Annotated in this window: 19 protein-coding genes; 17 read left to right on the top strand and 2 right to left on the bottom strand. The window is 37.5% G+C overall.

The window, feature by feature from the left end:
- Window positions 1–111: 111 nt before the first annotated feature.
- Window positions 112–1,428 (top strand): 30S ribosomal protein S1, encoded by a 1,317-nt coding sequence (gene rpsA / locus PATL70BA_RS02430; protein ID WP_172596065.1) that lies wholly within the window; start codon window positions 112–114, stop codon window positions 1,426–1,428.
- 67 nt (window positions 1,429–1,495) lie between these two features.
- Here rpsA and PATL70BA_RS02425 read toward each other — a convergent pair whose 3' ends face one another.
- Complete coding sequence (locus PATL70BA_RS02425) at window positions 1,496–2,191, bottom strand: DUF2161 family putative PD-(D/E)XK-type phosphodiesterase (RefSeq protein WP_125135884.1); 696 nt, start codon at window positions 2,189–2,191, stop codon at window positions 1,496–1,498.
- Between the two features lie 134 nt (window positions 2,192–2,325).
- On the opposite strand from PATL70BA_RS02425, the gene PATL70BA_RS02420 reads away from it, so the two are divergent.
- The 5 genes from PATL70BA_RS02420 (at window position 2,326) to PATL70BA_RS02400 (ending at window position 6,341) form a co-directional block, all read left to right on the top strand.
- Entirely contained in the window at window positions 2,326–3,753 is a 1,428-nt protein-coding gene (locus PATL70BA_RS02420) for a hypothetical protein (protein WP_125135883.1), read from the top strand.
- Window positions 3,754–3,866: 113 nt separating this feature from the next.
- Complete coding sequence (locus PATL70BA_RS02415) at window positions 3,867–4,199, top strand: hypothetical protein (protein WP_125135882.1); 333 nt, start codon at window positions 3,867–3,869, stop codon at window positions 4,197–4,199.
- Window positions 4,187–4,888, top strand: a complete 702-nt coding sequence (locus PATL70BA_RS02410) for a TIGR01906 family membrane protein (RefSeq protein WP_125135881.1) — start codon at window positions 4,187–4,189, stop codon at window positions 4,886–4,888. Before PATL70BA_RS02415 ends, PATL70BA_RS02410 begins: the two co-directional genes overlap by 13 nt.
- A 149-nt stretch (window positions 4,889–5,037) precedes the next feature.
- Window positions 5,038–5,943, top strand: coding sequence for a DUF2953 domain-containing protein (locus tag PATL70BA_RS02405; RefSeq protein WP_125135880.1), 906 nt, complete (start codon window positions 5,038–5,040; stop codon window positions 5,941–5,943).
- Window positions 5,944–5,963: 20 nt separating this feature from the next.
- Window positions 5,964–6,341 (top strand): GerW family sporulation protein, encoded by a 378-nt coding sequence (locus tag PATL70BA_RS02400; protein ID WP_125135879.1) that lies wholly within the window; start codon window positions 5,964–5,966, stop codon window positions 6,339–6,341.
- A gap of 401 nt (window positions 6,342–6,742) precedes the next feature.
- Here PATL70BA_RS02400 and ychF read toward each other — a convergent pair whose 3' ends face one another.
- A complete protein-coding gene (ychF, locus tag PATL70BA_RS02395) occupies window positions 6,743–7,840 on the bottom strand; it encodes a redox-regulated ATPase YchF (RefSeq protein WP_125135878.1) in 1,098 nt (365 codons plus the stop codon).
- 213 nt (window positions 7,841–8,053) lie between these two features.
- On the opposite strand from ychF, the gene lgt reads away from it, so the two are divergent.
- The 11 genes from lgt (at window position 8,054) to ftsZ (ending at window position 20,306) form a co-directional block, all read left to right on the top strand.
- A complete protein-coding gene (lgt, locus tag PATL70BA_RS02390; RefSeq protein WP_125135877.1) occupies window positions 8,054–8,917 on the top strand; it encodes a prolipoprotein diacylglyceryl transferase in 864 nt (287 codons plus the stop codon).
- Window positions 8,918–9,271: 354 nt separating this feature from the next.
- Entirely contained in the window at window positions 9,272–9,706 is a 435-nt protein-coding gene (mraZ, locus tag PATL70BA_RS02385; RefSeq protein WP_243115953.1) for a division/cell wall cluster transcriptional repressor MraZ, read from the top strand.
- Between the two features lie 38 nt (window positions 9,707–9,744).
- The gene (gene rsmH, locus PATL70BA_RS02380) at window positions 9,745–10,698 is read left to right on the top strand and encodes a 16S rRNA (cytosine(1402)-N(4))-methyltransferase RsmH (protein ID WP_125135876.1); all 954 of its coding nucleotides are present in this window, start codon (window positions 9,745–9,747) and stop codon (window positions 10,696–10,698) included.
- On the top strand, window positions 10,691–11,203 hold the full coding sequence (locus PATL70BA_RS02375; protein ID WP_125135875.1) for a septum formation initiator family protein: 513 nt from the start codon (window positions 10,691–10,693) through the stop codon (window positions 11,201–11,203). Before rsmH ends, PATL70BA_RS02375 begins: the two co-directional genes overlap by 8 nt.
- Window position 11,204: 1 nt before the next feature.
- Complete coding sequence (locus PATL70BA_RS02370) at window positions 11,205–13,169, top strand: peptidoglycan D,D-transpeptidase FtsI family protein (RefSeq protein WP_125135874.1); 1,965 nt, start codon at window positions 11,205–11,207, stop codon at window positions 13,167–13,169.
- 42 nt (window positions 13,170–13,211) lie between these two features.
- Window positions 13,212–14,666: a UDP-N-acetylmuramoyl-L-alanyl-D-glutamate--2,6-diaminopimelate ligase gene (locus tag PATL70BA_RS02365; protein ID WP_125135873.1), complete on the top strand. Its 1,455-nt coding sequence runs from the start codon at window positions 13,212–13,214 to the stop codon at window positions 14,664–14,666.
- Window position 14,667: 1 nt separating this feature from the next.
- Window positions 14,668–16,068, top strand: coding sequence for a UDP-N-acetylmuramoyl-tripeptide--D-alanyl-D-alanine ligase (locus tag PATL70BA_RS02360; protein ID WP_172596064.1), 1,401 nt, complete (start codon window positions 14,668–14,670; stop codon window positions 16,066–16,068).
- Window positions 16,065–17,033 carry a phospho-N-acetylmuramoyl-pentapeptide-transferase gene (mraY, locus tag PATL70BA_RS02355; RefSeq protein ID WP_125135871.1) on the top strand — a complete coding sequence of 323 codons (969 nt, stop codon included), beginning with the start codon at window positions 16,065–16,067 and terminating at the stop codon, window positions 17,031–17,033. The genes PATL70BA_RS02360 and mraY overlap by 4 nt, the downstream gene beginning before the upstream one ends.
- 28 nt (window positions 17,034–17,061) lie before the next feature.
- Window positions 17,062–18,216: an FtsW/RodA/SpoVE family cell cycle protein gene (locus PATL70BA_RS02350; protein ID WP_125135870.1), complete on the top strand. Its 1,155-nt coding sequence runs from the start codon at window positions 17,062–17,064 to the stop codon at window positions 18,214–18,216.
- A 23-nt stretch (window positions 18,217–18,239) separates the two neighbouring features.
- Window positions 18,240–18,980: a cell division protein FtsQ/DivIB gene (locus PATL70BA_RS02345; RefSeq protein WP_172596063.1), complete on the top strand. Its 741-nt coding sequence runs from the start codon at window positions 18,240–18,242 to the stop codon at window positions 18,978–18,980.
- A 132-nt stretch (window positions 18,981–19,112) separates the two neighbouring features.
- Entirely contained in the window at window positions 19,113–20,306 is a 1,194-nt protein-coding gene (gene ftsZ / locus PATL70BA_RS02340) for a cell division protein FtsZ (RefSeq protein ID WP_125135868.1), read from the top strand.
- The last annotated feature ends 28 nt before the right edge of the window (window positions 20,307–20,334 follow it).

The raw sequence follows: 20,334 nt of genomic DNA, 5'->3' as shown, positions 1-20,334 counted from the left end.
CAAGGGTTTTCAAATCCTTGATAATAGGGTATTATATAGAGTAGTGTAGGTGTTTTGTTTGCTGGTTGAACAAAAGACCAAGAAAGTAGGAAGGGGCACAAAATGGAAGATATGAATAAAGAGCAACCGGAGATTCAGGTTGACTTAGAAGCAAAAGAAAATGTAGAGACACCGGTAGAAGCTAATGAAGCACCGACATTAGCAGAAGAAGTAAAAGAAGAAGAAGTAACGGATGAAGTCGAGGCGGCACCTGAAACTGCCCAGGTACCAACTGAAAGCATGGATGATTATGCCAAAGAAATTGACGCATCTATGAAACGTGTAGCAACAGGTGACATTGTAGACTGTGTTATCATAAGTGTTAATGAGGATGAGATTATCGTCAACTTAGACTATGTGGCTGACGGTCTCATTGGTAGAGAAGACCTGCACCTTAAACCGGGTCAACCGATAGCTGAAGCGTATCAGGTAGGCGACGAGCTTAAGGCGGAAGTGTTAAGTACCAATGATGGTGAAGGCAATGTAAGACTTTCACTAAAAAAAGCAGATCAAATTATCGTGTGGGATCGTTTAGAAGCGCATTTTACAGATAAAACCAGTTTCATGACAACCATCACTGAAGTGGTCAAAGGTGGTGTTTTAGCAGATATTAAAGGTGTAAGAGCATTTATGCCTGCCTCCATGATTTCTGTAGCCTATGTTGAAGACTTAAGCGCATTTGTAGGTCAAGAATTAGAAGTACATGTGGTTGACTTTGATAGAGCAGATCGTAAAGTCATTATCTCTCACAAAATTATCGATCAAAAGGAACGAGAAATTGCAAAAGAAAATTTCTTTGAAAATCTAAAAAAAGATCAAGTATTCTCAGGAACGGTCAAAAAACTAATGAACTTTGGTGCATTCATTGACTTAGGTGGTGTGGATGGCTTATTGCATATTAATGAGATGAGCTGGAAGCGTATCAAACATCCTTCAGAAGTAATGAAAGAAGGAGATGTTGTTGAGGTTTATGTGAACGAAGTGGATACCAAGAGTCGCAAGATTTCTCTAGGACTAAAAAACATTGACAATAATCCATGGGATAATATATTTGATCATTATGGTATTGGAAAAGTTTACGAAGCAGAAGTGGTTAGGTTAATGAATTTCGGTGCCTTTGTGAAGTTGAATGACGGTATTGAAGGACTGGTACATATTTCTGAAATCAGCGAAGACCGTATTAATCAACCTCAAGATGTACTAGCGGTTGGTGATAAAGTTAAGGTCAAAGTGTTAAACATTGATAGTGACAAACAAAAGATTGCTCTTAGTATTAAAGAAGCAAAAAATGAACAAGCGGCAGTAGACTTGAAAGCATATTCAGACGATCAAGAAGCAACAACAAGTCTTGAAAGCGTATTTGCAAAATTCAAGGATAAATTCAAATAAATAGAGTTAGTGTGTCAAAAAAGTACCAAGAGTAAGATTTATAGGAAAAATATTAAAGCCATCAAGGCTAGAAATCTTGATGGCTTTTAATAACGGCTGCATACTCTTTAAGTGCTTTCTCTCCGGCAGGACTAATACAATATATACCACGTGCAACATTTTCATACCAACCTTGATGGTTTCTATATAGGATGGTTGTGGACTGCTTGACACAGGACAAGTGGCGAATATCTTTGGTCGTATGGGGTAATCCATCTTCCAGTGTTTTTAAGATTCTCAAAGATGCTTCTTTATAGGCGGTGACGATTTTACCTCGACTTCCGCCGACATTATAATCTGTATGTCTTGCTTCAAGTTCTTTAAACAGTGTTTCTCTTTTCTTTTTAGAACGTTGCTGACTTTTTTTGATATCCAAGAGGGCCGGCTCAAAAGCCACAATAACTTCATTGGGTTTAAGAGACAGATCAACATAAAGAAGGCCAAGACCAAGACGCTTAATAAGATGAAGCTTATCTCTATAGGATTTGCCTCGAACCATACGACCGGTTGGCTTTGGTATGGCTAAGAAGACATCGTCAGTTAACCGTTGCCGTTTAGAACCTTGTAGAATAAGTTCCAGATTCAGAGATGTTTTTAACTCAATAGCCACGATGTTGTCACCGGATTTGGCAATGACATCAATATCTTTGACCTCGCCATAAACGTCATAAGATTGAGATTGAAAAAAAGCCTTTATAGCCGGATACAGTTCTTTTTCTTCCATGATAGTACTCCATTCAAGGTTAGTAAGCTTGTCAGTCACTAGGTAAGGGTTACCTATTTCACCTAGATTATATCATAATTGTATGCTAATATATACCTTGATACACAACGAAAATTCAACAAAGGCGGTAGAAAATGAAGACTCTAGATACATTAAAAAAATCGCTAAAAAATCCTAAAGACCTTGAAAATACGCTAAGGACAATTGTTATAGAAGGACAGTCCCATTATTTAGAATTTTTAACAACCAATCTTGTCTTAGAATACCTTACATTTATTGAAGTCATTGGGGAAGAAGATACTAAGAAACTGATAGAAAAGGACTTGAAGTTACAAGAAATCATCAATAGTGTACAGGCAATCATGGCAGAACCGGATACATGGTTGCAACCATCTTTGGAGAATAAAGATGATGTATTTAGGCAATTGGAGCTTTTTAGAGAAACCCTATCCGATCAAGTGGCCGTTTTGGCCGGTTACGATGATCAGATTAAGTTATATGAATATGTCTTAAGAAGAAAATATCCAGACGTCGAAGCACGGGAAGCCTACATTTCTGATGACCAATCGGTCATGGAAATAATGGCATATTTATTTGAATATGAGGATAATATGACCATCAACAATCGTATTAAGTCCGTCTATGGTCAACTACCGGTGCGTATGAGCAAAATCAAGTTTCATGAATGGATTGAACAGGCTTTATTAGGTCTAAAAGGCATTCATAAAAAAGATTTGGACAATTATGTGGCATATATGGAAGAAACATATGCACCTGAATCGGTCAAAGGTTATGGTGTGGTTATGAAACCTGTATATGAAGATATAAAAGTTTTTGAGGACCTTTATAAAGATCATCTAGAAGAACCAGAAGTAGGCAATCTATATGATAGAATGGAGGGTATAAAAAGGATCCTTGAATCATGTGTAAGTCTTTATACATATACAACAACTGTCATCAATAATATCATGGGAATTCTTAATTGTTTAAGTAGAGATAGCTTAAAACGCAAAGAAGTAATCATGAATGATTTAATGGAAACCATTCAGTATATGCATAGCAGACGACATGAAGAGCATGTGGTTGATACATTTTTGGTGAACCGATTGGATACCCTTAGTACCGATTTTGAAGAAAAACGTATGGATAATAGCAGGTGGGATAGCTTATTAAACGAGATCAAACAGGGATACCCGAATGAAATCATTGAACTTAAGCTTGCAGAGGCATTAGATGGGCTTTCAACCATATATACACTCACTTCATCCAGTTATTTTGCACCCCTAAAAAGTACATTAGAAGATCTAAGCATTGTAGACACAACGATGTTAATGACGCACCTAGAGGCATTTATAGAACGGCTGGATAGTATCAGTCAGAATGATGGCAGATGGCAAAAACGTGCCCGTATTGCCAATTTACTTAGTGTATTGAATGTTCACCATAAGAGCCCGGAAGCAATAGAAGCTTATATTCGGGATGTATTTGAAGGTTGTAGAGATCAGACAGAGAAAGTCGGATCTATGGCAGCCATTAGAAGTATGATGGTTGAGTATGAATAGGTAAGGCGTCAGATGCTCCTTGTCCTATGTATCAGAATAAGTTATAGGTTGTATTAAGTCAGTATTTTGATATACTAATATTAGTGTGATTATGTGTATAATGGGGTGATAGCGTGGTTTATATCAACGATGTCTTAAAAGATGAAACATTAAGCTCAAAAAAAAGACGCAAAATACTGAAGAAAATGGTCGCAAACAAAAGCGTCCATAACTATGTTTTTATCATACGTATTCATCAAGATGACAATATGTTGGAGATGGTGAGTGATCGGGAGTTGAAAAGACTCAAAGAACGGGACAAAGAATTTATCATAGCCGGTATAGGTAAAAACCGAGAACATGCTTTTGAACTAATAGAGAAACTCATGGCACATGTGTATAATCGTTATCAGATTATTGACACTCAGGTCATGGAGAAGGAGCTTCACATCTTATGGCCAACATAAAATATATACTTAAATCCTTACTGATATCTATTGCTATTATTGTGGTTTTGTTTATTGGATCTTTACAGCTGATTATTTTTAATGATGCCATATTCAAATGGCATTATGAGACCCATCAGGTAACTGAGACAACTAAAATGACCATACCTGATTTGATGGACGTAACCCGTCAGCTCTTAGATTACGTTAAGGATAAGGAAGACCATATGGTCATTGAATCAAGGATCGACGGGATAAACCAAGAAGTATTTGGAGAACGGGAAAAAGCCCACATGGTTGACGTCAAAAACCTGTATATTGGGGCCAGAAACCTGCAATGGTTTGCTTTATTGATCTTAATTGCTTTTACAGGGTATGGTCTGACAAAGTCAAAAATGATGTTTTCTAAGACTTTAATGCATATTAGGTATGTTATGCCTTTCCTTTTGGCATCCATGATTGGAATCGGTATCTTATTTGCTACGGACTTCAATAAGTATTTCACTATATTTCATAAAATGTTTTTTTCTAATGATTTATGGTTGTTAGACCCAAAAACTGATATAATGATAAATATGGTACCGGAGGTATACTTCTATACAGTTGTCATGATGAGTCTGCTATTATTCTTGGTGGGTATGATTATAACGGTCATAAGTCTTACAATTATAGGAAAGCGTTTAATTGCAGACATAAGCCCGGTAGAATAGATGGTTAAAATGTCAAAACTAAGTTTCTCTAATGTACATAAAACATATAGGTTACGTTGATACACCCATAACTATATATTGTATGTAAAAGTTCAACGATATAGTTTTGACACTTTAACCATGGATAAAAAGATAAAGTTGGTGATGGTATGTTAGGAATTGTTTTCATCATTTTGAAAAGCATATTGCTGGCACTCCTGGGATTGGTGCTATTGTTACTACTATTGCTTAACATCATTCTGTGGGTACCGATTCGATATCAAGCATATGGCAGCAAATATGACGCCATTTTGGCATATGGTCAAGTGGACTACCTTTTTGGTTTGATACGTGTTCGATTTAGATATGATGGTGATGGTGTACATTATACGGTACACATTCTGTGGTTTAAAGTACATGATTCAAAAGCAATCCCGAAGAAGAAAAGTAAACATCCAAAAAAACAAACGGATGGTAAAATGACATATGTGAAAAACGTTGTCGTGGATGAAAAAACAGAAGTCAAAAAAAAAGAAGTCAAGGAAATAGAAGTCAAAGAAATCAAGATTGAAGAGAATAAACCCAAAACAGAAGAAAGTAATTCTAAGGAACCGCAAATAAGCGTCAAAGAAATCCAAACAGAAGAAAGCAAGCAGACAAAGACGCCCAAAGTTAAAAAACATAAAAAAACAAAGGATGAAAAATCCGAAACATCCACCTGGGAGCAAATCAAATCAGGTATAGAATTACTAAGAAGCGACAAGCATAAAGGTGTATTAAAATTTGTACTGGGCAAAGTCCATAAGATGGTCAAATCAATATTACCCAGACGCATTGAAGCGGATATTATATTTGGTTTTGCCGATCCGGCCACCACGGGACTAGTACTTGGTGGTGTATCCATGTTCTATCCTTATTATGGCAATGCTGTCATCATCATACCTAATTTTGAAGAGGTCATGTTTGAAGGCGATATAAAAATTAGAGGTAAGATTGTAATCGGTGTCCTTGTGTATTATGGCCTTAGAGTCATCATTGATAAAAGAGTAAGAAGCATCATCAAAGCTGTTCGATAAGAAAAAGAGGAGGTAATTTTATGGAATCGAATTTTAGAAACACAGTAGAATCATTGTTTAGTGGTATGGAGAATTTTATATCCAGTAAGACCGTTGTTGGGGAACCAATCAGCATTGGGGATACGATTATATTACCCTTAGTGGATGTGTCATTCGGTGTTGGTGCCGGTGCATCAGAAGCCAAAAAAGCAGACGGCCCACAAGGTGGCGGCGGTGGTGGTCTAGGCGCCAAAATAAGTCCAAGTGCCGTTCTAGTCATTCAAGGTGGCCATACAAAACTTGTCAACGTTAAGAATCAAGACAGTCTAACTAAGATCATAGACATGGTCCCAGACATCATGGACAAATTCGCAGCCAAAGATCGCAAAAAAGAAGACAAAGTCAAGGACATATTATAGAAGAATAACACCCTAATTGTATAATCAAAAGCACCTTATAATCAGACAATCCGTCTAATCATAAGGTGCTTTTATTATATCTATATTCACTTTTCTTTTATAAGCTAGAGCGACAGCTATATCACTATGAGCCAACATCGACCATGAAGTTCCTGGAAGCAGAGTGTATGGTGGAGCAAGTCAGCATGGATGCTGACCGTCGACTTTTGGTGCATGGATGCACCAATTGGAGACCGTAATCATACACACTGTGGAAGGGTTTTCATGGGACCTACTCCAACATCATTGCTTAAACCCTCAAAACGAAGTTTCACTAATTAAATAGAACCTATAGATTTCGTTGAAGCATTCGAAACTATACGTTCTATTTAAAGTTCAACTATACAGTTTTGATGCTTTAATCATATATTGAACCTAAATAAAATAACATCACCATCTTTAACAACATACTCTTTACCTTCAATCCGTACAAGTCCTTTTTCCTTAGCAGCAACCAAACTGCCGGTGGCAACAAGAGCTTCATAAGCGATGATCTCCGCTTTAATAAACCCGCGTTCAAAATCAGTATGAATCTTGCCGGCTGCACCAGGTGCTTTTGTACCACGGGTGATGGTCCAAGCTCTGGTTTCTTGTTCACCTGCAGTAAGATAACTGATTAAGCCTAGCAATTCATAACTTGCAGCGACTAATTTATCAAGGCCCGACTCATGAACGCCTAAGTCATCTAAGAATTCTTTTTTCTCATCTTCATCTAATTCAGCAATTTCTTCTTCGATTTTGGCACACAAAACAAAGATACTGGAACCTTCTTCCTTAGCCCAATCCTTTACAGTTTTGACATAAGGGTTACTGACACCATCATCTATTAGGTCGTCTTCGCTTACATTAGCAGCATAAATAACCGGCTTATTGGTTAATAGATTCAGACTGGCAACAAATGCAAAATCATCATCATGATCAAACTCGATGGCTCTAACTGAGATGCCTTCTTCAAGTTTTTCTTTAATCATGTTTAAGACTTCCAGTTCTTTAGCAACGGTCTTGTCCATTTTAGCAAGTTTAGCGGACTTGGCGATACGTCGGTCCACCATTTCCATATCAGAAAAAATCAACTCCAGATTAATGGTCTCGATATCTCTAACTGGGTTCACTTCGCCATCCACATGAACCACATTGGTATCTTCAAAACATCGAACCACATGGACGATAGCATCTACTTCTCTAATATTTGACAAAAACTTGTTGCCAAGACCTTCGCCTTTGCTGGCGCCTTTAACAAGACCTGCAATATCTACGAATTCAATAACGGCAGGTACGATTTTTTTTGAGCTATATAAGTCTGAAAGCACTTTAAGTCTTGGGTCGGGTACTGTAACGATGCCCACATTGGGGTCGATGGTACAAAAAGGGTAATTGGCAGATTCGGCACCTGCTTGAGTTAAAGAGTTGAACAATGTGCTTTTACCGACATTGGGCAACCCAACGATTCCTAATTTCATGAGGGGTTTCCTTCCTTGTAACAAAAAATTGGCCATATCCTTGGTCAATTATATCATAAAAAGATGTTTTGTCTACTCCTATGGCAATCATTGGTCTTGCATTCCAAGAAAAATTCCTATATAGTGGTGGTTAAGGTGTCGGAACTTAGAAAAACTTAGTTTTGACCCTTTAGTTATTGATGGAACATAGTTATGATAGAGAAGGAGACAATTATGAATCAACCAGATATCATATTTTCGAAATTAGGATTGGAATTTACACGTATTGAGCCAGTGGCTTTTGAAGTTTTCGGTGTAGCCATTTACTGGTATGCCTTATTAATATGTATGGGTTTTATCGGTGGTCTACTCATACCCATGGCAATTGCAAAGAAAACCGGCCAAAACACAGAGGATTATGTTGATTTTTTCATGTACGCTTTAATCGCTGCAATTATTGGAGCAAGGTTGTATTATGTGGCTTTCGAGTGGGATTCCTATAAGAACGATCTGATCAGTATCCTAAACATAAGAGAAGGTGGATTGGCCATTTATGGTGGTGTTATAGCCGGCATTCTGACTTTGTATGTTTTTGCCAGAATCAAAAAACTGGATTTTAGAGTCATGTGTGATACAGCGGCACCGGGTCTAATCTTTGGACAAATCATCGGACGGTTTGGAAATTTTATGAACATGGAGGCTTTTGGTGGTCATACAGATAATATATTTGCCATGAGTTTGAACGTTGCCAAGACCAAATATATACCGGACGTATTAGTGGATAAAATGATCACCATAAATGGTGCAGAGTATATTCAGGTTCATCCTACGTTTTTTTATGAGTCTATGTGGAATTTAGTCCTCTTAATTCTTATTTTATTGTATTTTAAACATCGCAAATACAAAGGTGAGATTGCCTTGTTGTATCTTTTTGGCTATGGTCTGGGAAGAGCATGGATTGAAGGTCTAAGAACCGACCAGTTAATCATTGGTAATACGGGTATACCAGCATCACAAGCCCTTGCAATTCTTCTTGTCATCGGATCACTAGGTATTATGGTCTATACCCGTATTAAGCTCTCTAGATCACTCAAATAAAGCATAATACAAGATGTAGTGGTTCATTTCAAAAAGTGGGTGAGTATACCCCAATTTGTAGTGTACTTCAAGCCATAACTTGTGGCTTCTTCCTAATAATAACGACGAGATTTAGGTGTTTGTGTGATAGAATTATAGGAGAATGACTATTAACTAACATAGACATGTACAAAATGCATAAAAAAAATAAAATAGTTTTATATAAAATGACAAATTCTAAAAAGAATTCGTCATTTTTTTTATATGAAAGGCTTGTAATTCCGATAAAATTACTATATTATTACATTAAGTGGTTATTTGTGGATGAAAGTGGCGACAAGTGGCTGGTGAATTAAAAATAGGTAAGCAGGTGGAATGATGTTCATTGGTGAATATAACCATTCAATTGATGAAAAGGGTCGTGTAAGAATACCTAAGAATTTTAGAGATGAACTTGGTGAGACTTTTTATTTGACAAAAGGTTTTGACAAGTGTTTATTTGTATTCTCAGAAGATCAATGGCATGCATTTCAAAGCAAACTCGGTGAAAACCAATTAAAAAGCAAAGACTTCAGAAAAATACATAGATTTTTCACAGGTTCAGCAATGGCGTGTGTACTGGACGGTCAAGGAAGAGCAATGGTAAGCCCTTCACTTAGAACATTTGGTGAGTTAGATAAAGAAGTGGTGGTTATAGGTGTTGGATCCAGAATAGAAATCTGGTCAAAAGAGATATGGGATAAATACAAAGATGATGAGCTGGATGATGTTAGTGATTTAGCAGATTCCTTAGAAGGCTTAAACCTATAGAGAGTAATTGAGTATTGTAGTGAGAGAGGGTGACGTATATGGCATTTAATCACAAATCAGTTTTGTTAGACGAATGTATTGAAGCCTTACATATTAAGCCAGATGGCATCTATGTAGATGGTACTTTAGGTGGTGCAGGTCATGCCAGCGTCATCTGTGGTAAGTTAAGTGAACGGGGTAGACTTATTGGTATTGATCAGGATGAGGCAGCCATAGCGTATAGTCAAGATCGGTTGAGACATGTGATCAATCAGGTTGATATCGTTAGAAGCAATTACAATAACTTTAACACAATAATAAAAGATCTGGGTATCGCGGGTGTCGACGGTATTCTTCTTGATTTGGGTGTGTCATCATTTCAACTGGACACAGCTGATCGTGGTTTTTCTTATATGCAAGATGCACCTCTTGACATGCGTATGGATCAAAGACAGAAAAAAACAGCAAAAACCATAGTTAACGAGTATTCATATCAGGCGTTGACAAAGATACTCAGAGTCTACGGAGAAGAAAAGTTTGCAAATAACATTACCAAACATATTCTAGAAGCCAGAGCGATAAAACCAATAGAAACAACCTATGAGTTGGTAGAAATCATTAGAAAATCCATACCCATGAAGTTTCAAAAAACAAGTGGCCACCCTGGAAAAAGAACATTCCAAGCCATTCGAATTGAACTGAATGAGGAATTAGCAGTACTTGAGAATACCATACAAGATATGATTGACGCACTTAATCCGGAAGGCAGGCTTTGTATTATAACCTTTCATTCTCTGGAAGACCGTATTGTAAAGCAAATCTTTAGAGAAAATGAAAATCCATGTACCTGCCCAAGCAGTTTTCCTATATGCATTTGTGGTAAAAAACCCACGGGAAAAGCAACACCCAAAAAACCAATTCTTCCTTCAGATATAGAAATGGAAGAAAATTCTAGAAGTAAAAGTGCAAAATTGAGGGTATTTGAAAAAAGTGGAGGTGACCACAATGGGTAAGAGGTATCAAAGAAACAGAGAGACTTATGTTGTTGGTAGCAATGCGGTTGCGTATAAGCAATCCGTAAATCACCAAGAAATAGCCCCAGTGGCGCCTGTTGAAACAAGACAAAGAAAAAAGAAAGTTGCAAGCATCAATCCGGCGTGTACATTTATTTTAGCTTCTGTTATAATAGCTGTGTCTATTGTTTGTGTATTTATGTTGAAAGCACAATTTTCAGTTGTTGATACATCCAAGCAAATCATGACGCTTAAGAATGAACTTAATGAAATCAGAAGAACAAATGCGAATATTACGGCTGAAATCAATGAGACAATGAACTTAAATGAAATAAAGCGTATAGCAATGGATGAATATGGTATGGTCTACCCCAAAGGTGTAGATGTTATTGATATAGAACCGGAACCAACCAGCTATACAGTTCAATATAGTTCCATTGAATTACCAAAGGATGAAAAAGTAACTTTTGGCAATATGTTGGCATTTATAACAAGGGGTTGGTAATATGAAAAAGCAACGTTCAATTCAATATCTAATGAAAAGCAGAAGCATACTGCTTTTCATTATTTTTATTTTGTTATTTATTTTTCTAGGTTACCGTATAGTGTATATTAATATTATTGATGACCAACAATACAAGCAATCGGTTTTGGCACAGCAGATTAATAATCTGACGAATACAAACAATCAGATTATACCTAAAAGAGGGTCAATACTGGATAACAAAGGTATTCCTTTAGCGGAAAGCCATAAGATTTATAATGTTATATTTGATCCAGCGGTCATCATTCAACATAAACAAGAGATTATTGATGAGACCTTAAAGCTTCTGGGTGATACACTGGCGGATGTGACGGTTGAGGATCTATCTAAGCTCTTAGTGGATCGTAAGGGAAGTCATTATGAACTGATTGCAAAAGAGCTTACATATATAGACATTCAACCTATTGAAGAGGCACTTGCAAAAGGTCTTATTAAAGGTGTAGCTTTTGAAGAACAGTACCAGAGGACCTATCCTTATAATACACTGGCTTCTGATGTTATTGGTTTTTTAAGATCGGATGGTGAAGGTTTGTGGGGTATAGAAAAAACCTATAACACATACCTATCCGGGACAATCGGTAGGCGTTTTGGTTCTGTTGACGGTCAAAATAGATTTAATCAAGAAGATATTGTTGCAACAACAGGTTATAACGTAGAATTGAATCTGGATTTTACCATTCAGACGTATATAGAAGAAGCGATAAGTCGTTTTTATGAGACAGAAGAAGCACTATCTGTTAGAGTGGTCGTCATGAATCCTCAAAACGGTAAGATTCTGGGTATGGCTTCTTATCCCAACTTTGACTTAAATAACCCTTATGACATGAGTCATTTGTTAGATGAAGAAGTATTAAATGCCATGACCACACAAGAGAAAAGTGACTTTTTAAACACGTTATGGCGTAATGGTTCTATATCTAAGTCTTATGAACCCGGTTCCACTTTTAAGCCATTCACCTTTGCAATGACTTTAGAAGAATATATCTTAGATCCACATGAGCATAATTTTCTGTGTAATGGTTACAAAGTGCCTTATCAAGGACAAGCTCCAATATATTGTTGGAAGCGAACAGGACACGGGGATCAAACCATTTATGATGCATTAAGCAATTCTTGTAATGTGGCTTTTATGGATATGGGTGAAGCCATCGGTAGAGAATTTTTCTATAATTATCAGCGCATGTTTGGTTTTGGTGCAGTGACCAATATTGATTTATTTGGTGAAGAGAGCTTTCGAGATTTGGTGTACAGTTATGATCAATTGAATCCGGTTGAAATACAGACCAGTGCCTTCGGACAAGGTTTTCAGGTGACACCCATACAATTGATAGCAGGTTTTTCTTCTTTGATCAACGGTGGGTACTTATATGAACCCCAATTAATGCGTCGTATAGTTTCTGAAGAAGGTTTATTAATTGTAGAGAACAAACCCAAGCTTCAAAGAAAAGTCATATCAGAAGAGGTCTCTTTTGAGACAAGTACAGCGCTTAGACATGTTGTGGATGAAGGAACGGGTCAAGGTGCTAAGGTTGAAGGCTATTCTATAGGTGGAAAAACCGGAACCGCAGAGAAAGGCAATAGAGAGACCAAAGACTATATTGTCTCATTTATTGGATTCAGTCCTGTGGTATCACCGGAAATCATTACCCTTGTAGTTGTAGACGATCCTGTAGGTGTGGATGTTAACAGTCGTTATGCTGCAAGAATATTCAAAGACATCATGGGGAATGTTCTACCTTATTTGAGAGTGACTAAGGAATATGAAGCAGAAGTACCGGAGGTCGTAGTCGAACCATTAGATAATCCAAATGAAGATGCAGTTGAAGAAAACAATGGAGAAGAAATTATAGAAGAAACAACAGAAGAAACAACAGAAGAAGCAATAGAAGAAGCAATAGAAGAAGATCTAGAAACACCGAATGACTAAAATACGGAAGCATTTGAATATAGAAAAGTATCGGAGGAAATTATGAAGCTGGCTGGATTATTAGAAAATCATACTTATGAGATCATTCAAGGGACATTAAATGTTAATATTAAGTCCATTCACCACGACTCAAGATGTGTTGATGAAGGCGCACTATTTATTTGTATAGAAGGCTATGAATCAGATGGTCATCAGTATATCCATAGTGCTATTAAGCAAGGCGCCGTCGCAATTATCGTCACGAAAGAAATAACGATTGAAGATCCTGATATATTGATTGTTAAGGTGAAGGATGCTAGAGAAACCTTGGCCCATTTGGCAACGCGTTATTATAACCGACCAACCAGTCAATTTGGATTGATTGGCGTAACAGGTACCAATGGAAAAACATCCACCGTTAACCTAATAGAAAGAATTCTGCGCTATAGTAATAAGAAAACAGGCTTAATTGGTACGATAGAAAACAAGATTGATGACTTGGTTATACCCACGGAACATACAACACCGGATGCCTTAGAGCTTCAACAACTTTTTGCAAAAATGGTAGAAGCTAACGTGAACGATGTTGTTATGGAAGTATCCTCTCATGCTCTAGATCTTAAACGCGTATGGGGAGCAGAATTTGATATTGCCGTTTTCACCAATCTTACTTTAGACCACTTAGATTACCACAAGACGATGGAAGCTTATAGAGATGCGAAATTAAAGCTCTTTATGATGGCGGATGATGCAGTGATCAATATAGACGACCCAGTAGGTGCTTACATAATAGAAAACACGACCTCAGAGCGGTTATTAACCTATAGCTGTTTGAATCATGAAGCTGATTTATATGCAGGGGATATTCATATTGACATTAGAGGTACACACTTTTTATTGAATTATGAAGGTAAGACTTATAAAGTTGATATACAAACGCCCGGTCGATTTAGTGTCTATAATGCGCTGGCAGCCATAGGGGCCACACTACTTAGGGGTGTGGAGATAGAAAAGATCGTTGAAGCTTTAGGGAAAGACAGTATTATTGAAGGTAGATTTGAAGTCATTAAGAGCGAATCAGGGTACTATGCCATCGTTGATTATGCCCATGCCCCAGACGGACTTGAAAATGTGCTCAAAACAATTCAAGAATTTGCAAAAGGTAGAGTCATCACCGTATTTGGTTGTGGTGGTGATCGAGATAAATCAAAAAGACCAATTATGGGCCGCATCGCTGCAAGCTATTCAGATTATACAGTTATAACATCAGACAATCCCAGAACGGAGAATCCTCAAACCATAATGGATGAAGTTGAAGTCGGTGTGATACCCTTGAAAAAGCCTTATGTCCGTATTGAGAATCGTATAGACGCCATAAAACACGGACTGGACAGCGCTCAGAAGGATGATATTGTTCTTGTAGCCGGAAAGGGTCATGAAGATTATCAAATCATTGGTAAAACGAAGATACATATGGATGACAAGGAGATTATAAGGTCTCATATTCAGGAGGCCTAAATTGAAAAGAATATCCATTGAACAGATTACGAATGCGATTGAAGGTACTTTTATTAATAAAGAATCTTTAACAGAAAAATACATCCATCGAGTTATCATAGATAGCCGAGAAGTTCAAAAGAATGATTTGTATATTCCCATTATTGGAGAACGTTTTGATGGCCATGATTTTATAAAAGAAGCCATTTCGGCAGGCGCCTTATGTGTTTTTTCGGTATCAATTGACCATGTCCCGGTAGGGTTTCCGGCCATCATTGTGAAGGATACAAAAAAGGCACTGGGACATTTGGCGGCCTTTTATAGACAACAATTTACCATCCCCTTTATTGGTATAACAGGTAGTGTGGGCAAAACCAGTACCAAAGAAATGTTAGCAAGTATATTAGAAACGAAGTTCAAAGTGCATAAAACCGACGGCAATTATAATAATGACATTGGCCTTCCTTTATCTATATTATCTCTTGAACCTGACGCTGAAGTTGCTGTCATAGAACTGGGTATGAATCATTTTGGAGAAATTGATTATTTGGCGAACATATTAAAACCTGAGATTGGCATGATTACAAATATTGGGGTATCTCATATAGAGTTTCTAGGATCCCAAGAAGGCATATTAAAAGCAAAAACAGAAATGTTACCCCATATACAAGATGAAGGACTAATCATTTTGAATGGGGATGATCCTTATTTGAAACCGTTGAAACTTCAGTATGGACGTCGAGTGAAGACGTACGGTTATACTCAAGGCAACGATTGTTGTGTGGTCAATTACCAAGTGCTGGATCAAGGCAGACAAAAAATGACCGTGGCTACAGACCGAGGTATATACAGTATGACGGTCAATTATCCGGGTGAGCACATCTTATTAAACGCCTTAGGTGGCGTATTAATCGGTGAATATTTAGGTATAGAGAAGGAAAATATTATTAAAGGTATACTACAATATGAACCAGCTAAAATGCGCTTAAACGAATACAAGATTGGTGACCGATTAAGAATTATTGACGATGCCTACAATGCCAGTGTAGATTCCATGAACGGCGCCCTTAAGACCTTAAGTGTTCTTAAGGAAGCAACAGAGAGAAGTGTAGCGATACTGGGTAGTATGTTTGAAATGGGGTCCTACTCAAAAAAAGGACATGAGCAAGTCGGACATCAAGTCATTAAGAGCAAACCGGATGTATGTATATTAATTGGAAAAGAGGCCAAATGGACCTATGATGTTATCAAGCGTTTTGAACCTGAAGCCATTAAGAGCCATTACTATGAATGCGTAGAAGATTTTCTTGTATCTTTGGAGAAGCACATTATGGATCATGACATTGTATTGTTAAAAGCATCAAGAGGGATGGCTTTTGAAAAAATTCGAGAAGCGTTGATAAGAAAGTTTGAGGTGAAATGATGGAACTGATTGCAGTTATCCTTGGGGCAACGCTATTGACAGCAGTGCTGGTTCCTATAAGTTTACCTTACTTGAGAAAATTGAAGTTCGGTCAGTTTGTAAGAGATGATGGGCCACAGAGCCACCTGATAAAAACAGGTACACCCACTATGGGTGGGTTAATTTTTATGTTGGTAATCATACTTATAGGCGGTATCATGGCAATGAGAACACCAGTCATCCTTCCGGTATTACTTGTTAGTGTCGGTTTTGCTGTCATCGGATTTATAGATGATTATATCAAAGTGGTCAAAAAACGATCTCTTGGTTTGAAGGCATATCAAAAACTGCTTGCCCAATTGATCATCACCGGTGGCTTTCTGGCGTTTCTTTATGGTAATGCGGTGGACGTGACAACATTGATTGTACCCTTTATACGTGGAGGCAGTTTGGACTTGGGATGGTTATATATCCCATTTATCATAGTGTTTATGCTTGGTACAGTTAATGGTGTTAACTTGACGGATGGTATTGATGGTCTAGCCACATCAGTAACAATAGCGGTATTAACCTTTTTTCTAGTGATGGATCTTATCGTTGGTTCTCAATTAGCACCTCTAATTGGGGTCGCTATTGGTGCACTACTTGGTTTTCTAATCTATAATAGCCATCCAGCCGCATTATTCATGGGCGATACCGGTTCTCTTGCGCTTGGAGGACTCGTCGCAGCCACGGCCATATATATGAAATTACCAATTATAATCCTATTCATAGGCGTGATTTATTTAATCGAAGTCATATCGGTCATGCTACAAGTGGCTTATTATAAAAAAACAAAAAAAAGACTGTTCAAGATGGCACCCATTCATCATCATTTCGAACTGATGGGTTGGAAAGAAACCAAGATAGTCTATGTATTTACCATTATAACCATCATGATGTGTCTCATAAGTTATATTGGAATCATTGTCCATTTTGGATTGTGACATTAGGCATGCTAATAGGGAGTTTACGATGGAACATAAGGCATATAAAAAAGCAAAATCTAATTCAACGTCACTCATAACAAAAGGTAGAACAGATATAACCTTAGTATTTGTTGTGCTTCTTCTCATGGTTTTTGGCATCGTTATGATCTATAGCTCGAGCTATTATTCCGCATACGCCCACTATGGCAACCACAACCATTTCTTTATACGACAAGTCGTATGGGTTGTGATCGGTGCTGTTGTTATGTTCATAGTTTCAAGAATTAACTATAGGTTATTTCTTAAGTTTTCAGGGTATTTTTATGTCATCATGCTCATTATGCTTATATTGGTATTGCTTCAACCTGAGGACATCAACGGATCAAAAAGATGGTTGACTTTATTTGGAGACATAAGTATTCAACCTTCCGAGTTGGCAAAAGTTGTGTTGATTATGGCGATGAGTAGTTTAATGGCCGGTTTTGAAAAACATATAAACAACTTTAAAGCACTTGGTTTTGTTCTTGGTGCGACGGCCCTACCCATCCTCTTGATTGGTGTTGAAAACCTAAGTACGGCCATTGTCATCACAGCGATAATCGGCGGTATGGTATTTGTCATGTATAAGAACGTACCAAAACTCATTTTGATTGCTCTACCACCACTAGGTCTACTTGGCTTCATATTTTTTCGAGTGGCCGGGTATCGAAGCTCAAGGATTGACATATGGCTTAACGGTCCTTTTTCAGATCCCTTAGGTAAAGGATTTCAAACCATTCAATCCTTATATGCCATTGGATCTGGTGGTTTCTTTGGTGTAGGACTTGGAAAAAGCATACAAAAGATTGACTTCATACCGGAAGCCCACAATGATATTATCTTCTCGATTATTTGCGAAGAATTAGGGCTATTTGGAGCTATTGCAATTATCATGCTATTTGCTTTGTTGTTATGGCGTTGTTTGGAGATTATCCGTTCATCAAGTGCGGTTGTCGAGATTTTGATTGTAACAGCGGTCATGATTCATATTGGGTTACAAGTATTCATAAATATTGGTGTTGTAACCAATACAATTCCGGCGACAGGTATACCCTTACCCTTTATTAGTTACGGTGGATCTTCTTTGATTTTTTTGCTTGTTGAACTTGGTCTAGTGCTAAACATTGCTAGACAAAATGCGAGTAGATTGGATCATTTATAATGATGAGAGAGAAAGTTGTTGCCATGAAAAAAAGAAAAAAAGAAAAACATGAAGGTTACTCCAGTCGATTTCTAATCGGCTTGGTGATTGTTACCATTATACTGGTTGCTTCGCTCTATATCCTTCTTGAACTGGCAAGTATTAAAAACATCGTCGTAAGCGGCAATTTCCAATATACTAAAGAAGAGATTATCGAGATGGTACATATTCAAAAAAATTCCAATGTTATTGAAGTGTTTTTTAATAAAGAAAAAGACTATTCAAAATACCCATATATCAAAGAGGTAGAGATTCAGTATAATGGGTATAATAAGTTACACATCATAGTAACGGAAAAAGAGGTGATCAACTACATAAGGTATCAAGATCAGTTTCTTGCTTTGGATAAGAATGGGTATATTATCGCGTATCAGAAGAAACAGAAGTCAGGAATTCCGATTGTAGAAGGGCTATATGTTGGTAGCGCAGTTATTGGAAATAAGCTGGATATTCAAGAAGAGGTGCTAACCACACTTCTGGAGCTACACCACTTAAAATCAAAATATCAAGTACCCATAACTCACATTGAGTTTCCGACAAATGACTTAAAAGCGTTGAATCTTTATGTAAACAACATCAAAATAGAACTGGGAGAAGCAACCCAATTGGACATGAAGATGAGAAATGCCGGTGATGTCATGAAAAAATTGCCTTCTGATTTATCAGGAACCCTTAACTTAGAACAAGATGGTCAGCAATTCATCTTTAAAAAAAATACGGAATAAATGAAATACTTGTTGATTAATGAGATGAAAAACTATATTATAGACATAAGAAAAGTACCATATTCGTTATAATTGGCCTAGTGCTAGAGATATATGAAAAATGACATGGCTTAGCTGTGAGGAGGATATGAATTGTTGGAGATTAATATGAGCGATCGAAGTAATATTGCAAAAATAGTAGTTATAGGTGTAGGCGGTGGTGGTAACAATGCCGTTAATAGAATGGTTGAGGATGCGGTGACAGGTGTAGAATTTGTTGCGGTTAATACAGATGTTCAAGCACTCAACGGATCAAAAGCAAAAAACAAAGTACAAATTGGAGAAAAATTGACCAGAGGATTGGGTGCAGGTGCCAAACCGGAGATTGGTCTAAAAGCAGCAGAAGAAAGCCATGATGAATTGGCCCAGATTATAAAAGGTTATGACATGGTATTTATTACCGCCGGTATGGGGGGTGGAACAGGTACAGGCGCTGCACCAGTTATTGCAAACATTGCCAAACAACAGGGTATTTTAACCGTAGGTGTTGTGACCAAGCCTTTTGAATTTGAAGGCCGTGGTCGTATGCAGAATGCCGATCAAGGTATTATTGAGCTCAAAAAGAACGTGGATACTTTAATTGTTATACCGAATCAGAAACTCTTATCTGTTGTAGATCGTAGAACAACCATGAGAGATGCATTCAAAAAAGCAGACGAAGTATTACAACAAGGTGTACAAGGTATATCAGATTTGATTTATACACCGGGTATTATCAATTTGGACTTTGCTGATGTAGCGACGGTTATGAGCGATAAAGGTGTGGCTCATATTGGTATTGGACGAGCAAAAGGTGATAATAAAGCGGAAGAGGCTGCACGACTTGCTATTTCCAGTCCGTTACTTGAAACAACCATAGACGGAGCTAAGCACATGCTGATTAACATCAGTGGTGATTTAAACATGTCTATGTTTGATGCCAATGACGCGATCCAATTAATACAAGAAGCTGCAGGCTATGATGCAAACGTAATCTATGGACAAAGTATAGATGAGAATTTAGATGATGAACTGGTGGTTACCGTTATTGCTACCGGATTTGAAGCAAAAGCCGTAGATCCTTATCCAACGACAACATACAAAGAACGTATGGAAACATCTAATACAAAATACGGACAGAATAAAGAAGAAAAAAGAGATGCTGCAGTGGAGCCACAAACGGAAGCGGATAGGGAAAAGACAGTGGCACAGGAAAAAGAAGTGGCGGTAAAAACGGAAAAGTACGTTTCAACCGATGATCAACCTATTGATATACCACCATTCCTGCAAAGACGAAAAAATAAATAGTATTTTATAAAATACCCCAAAGCATGGT

It is taken from the genome of Petrocella atlantisensis (genome assembly GCF_900538275.1).
GTDB lineage: Bacteria > Bacillota > Clostridia > Lachnospirales > Vallitaleaceae > Petrocella > Petrocella atlantisensis.
This window is presented reverse-complemented; position numbering and strand designations above follow the sequence as displayed.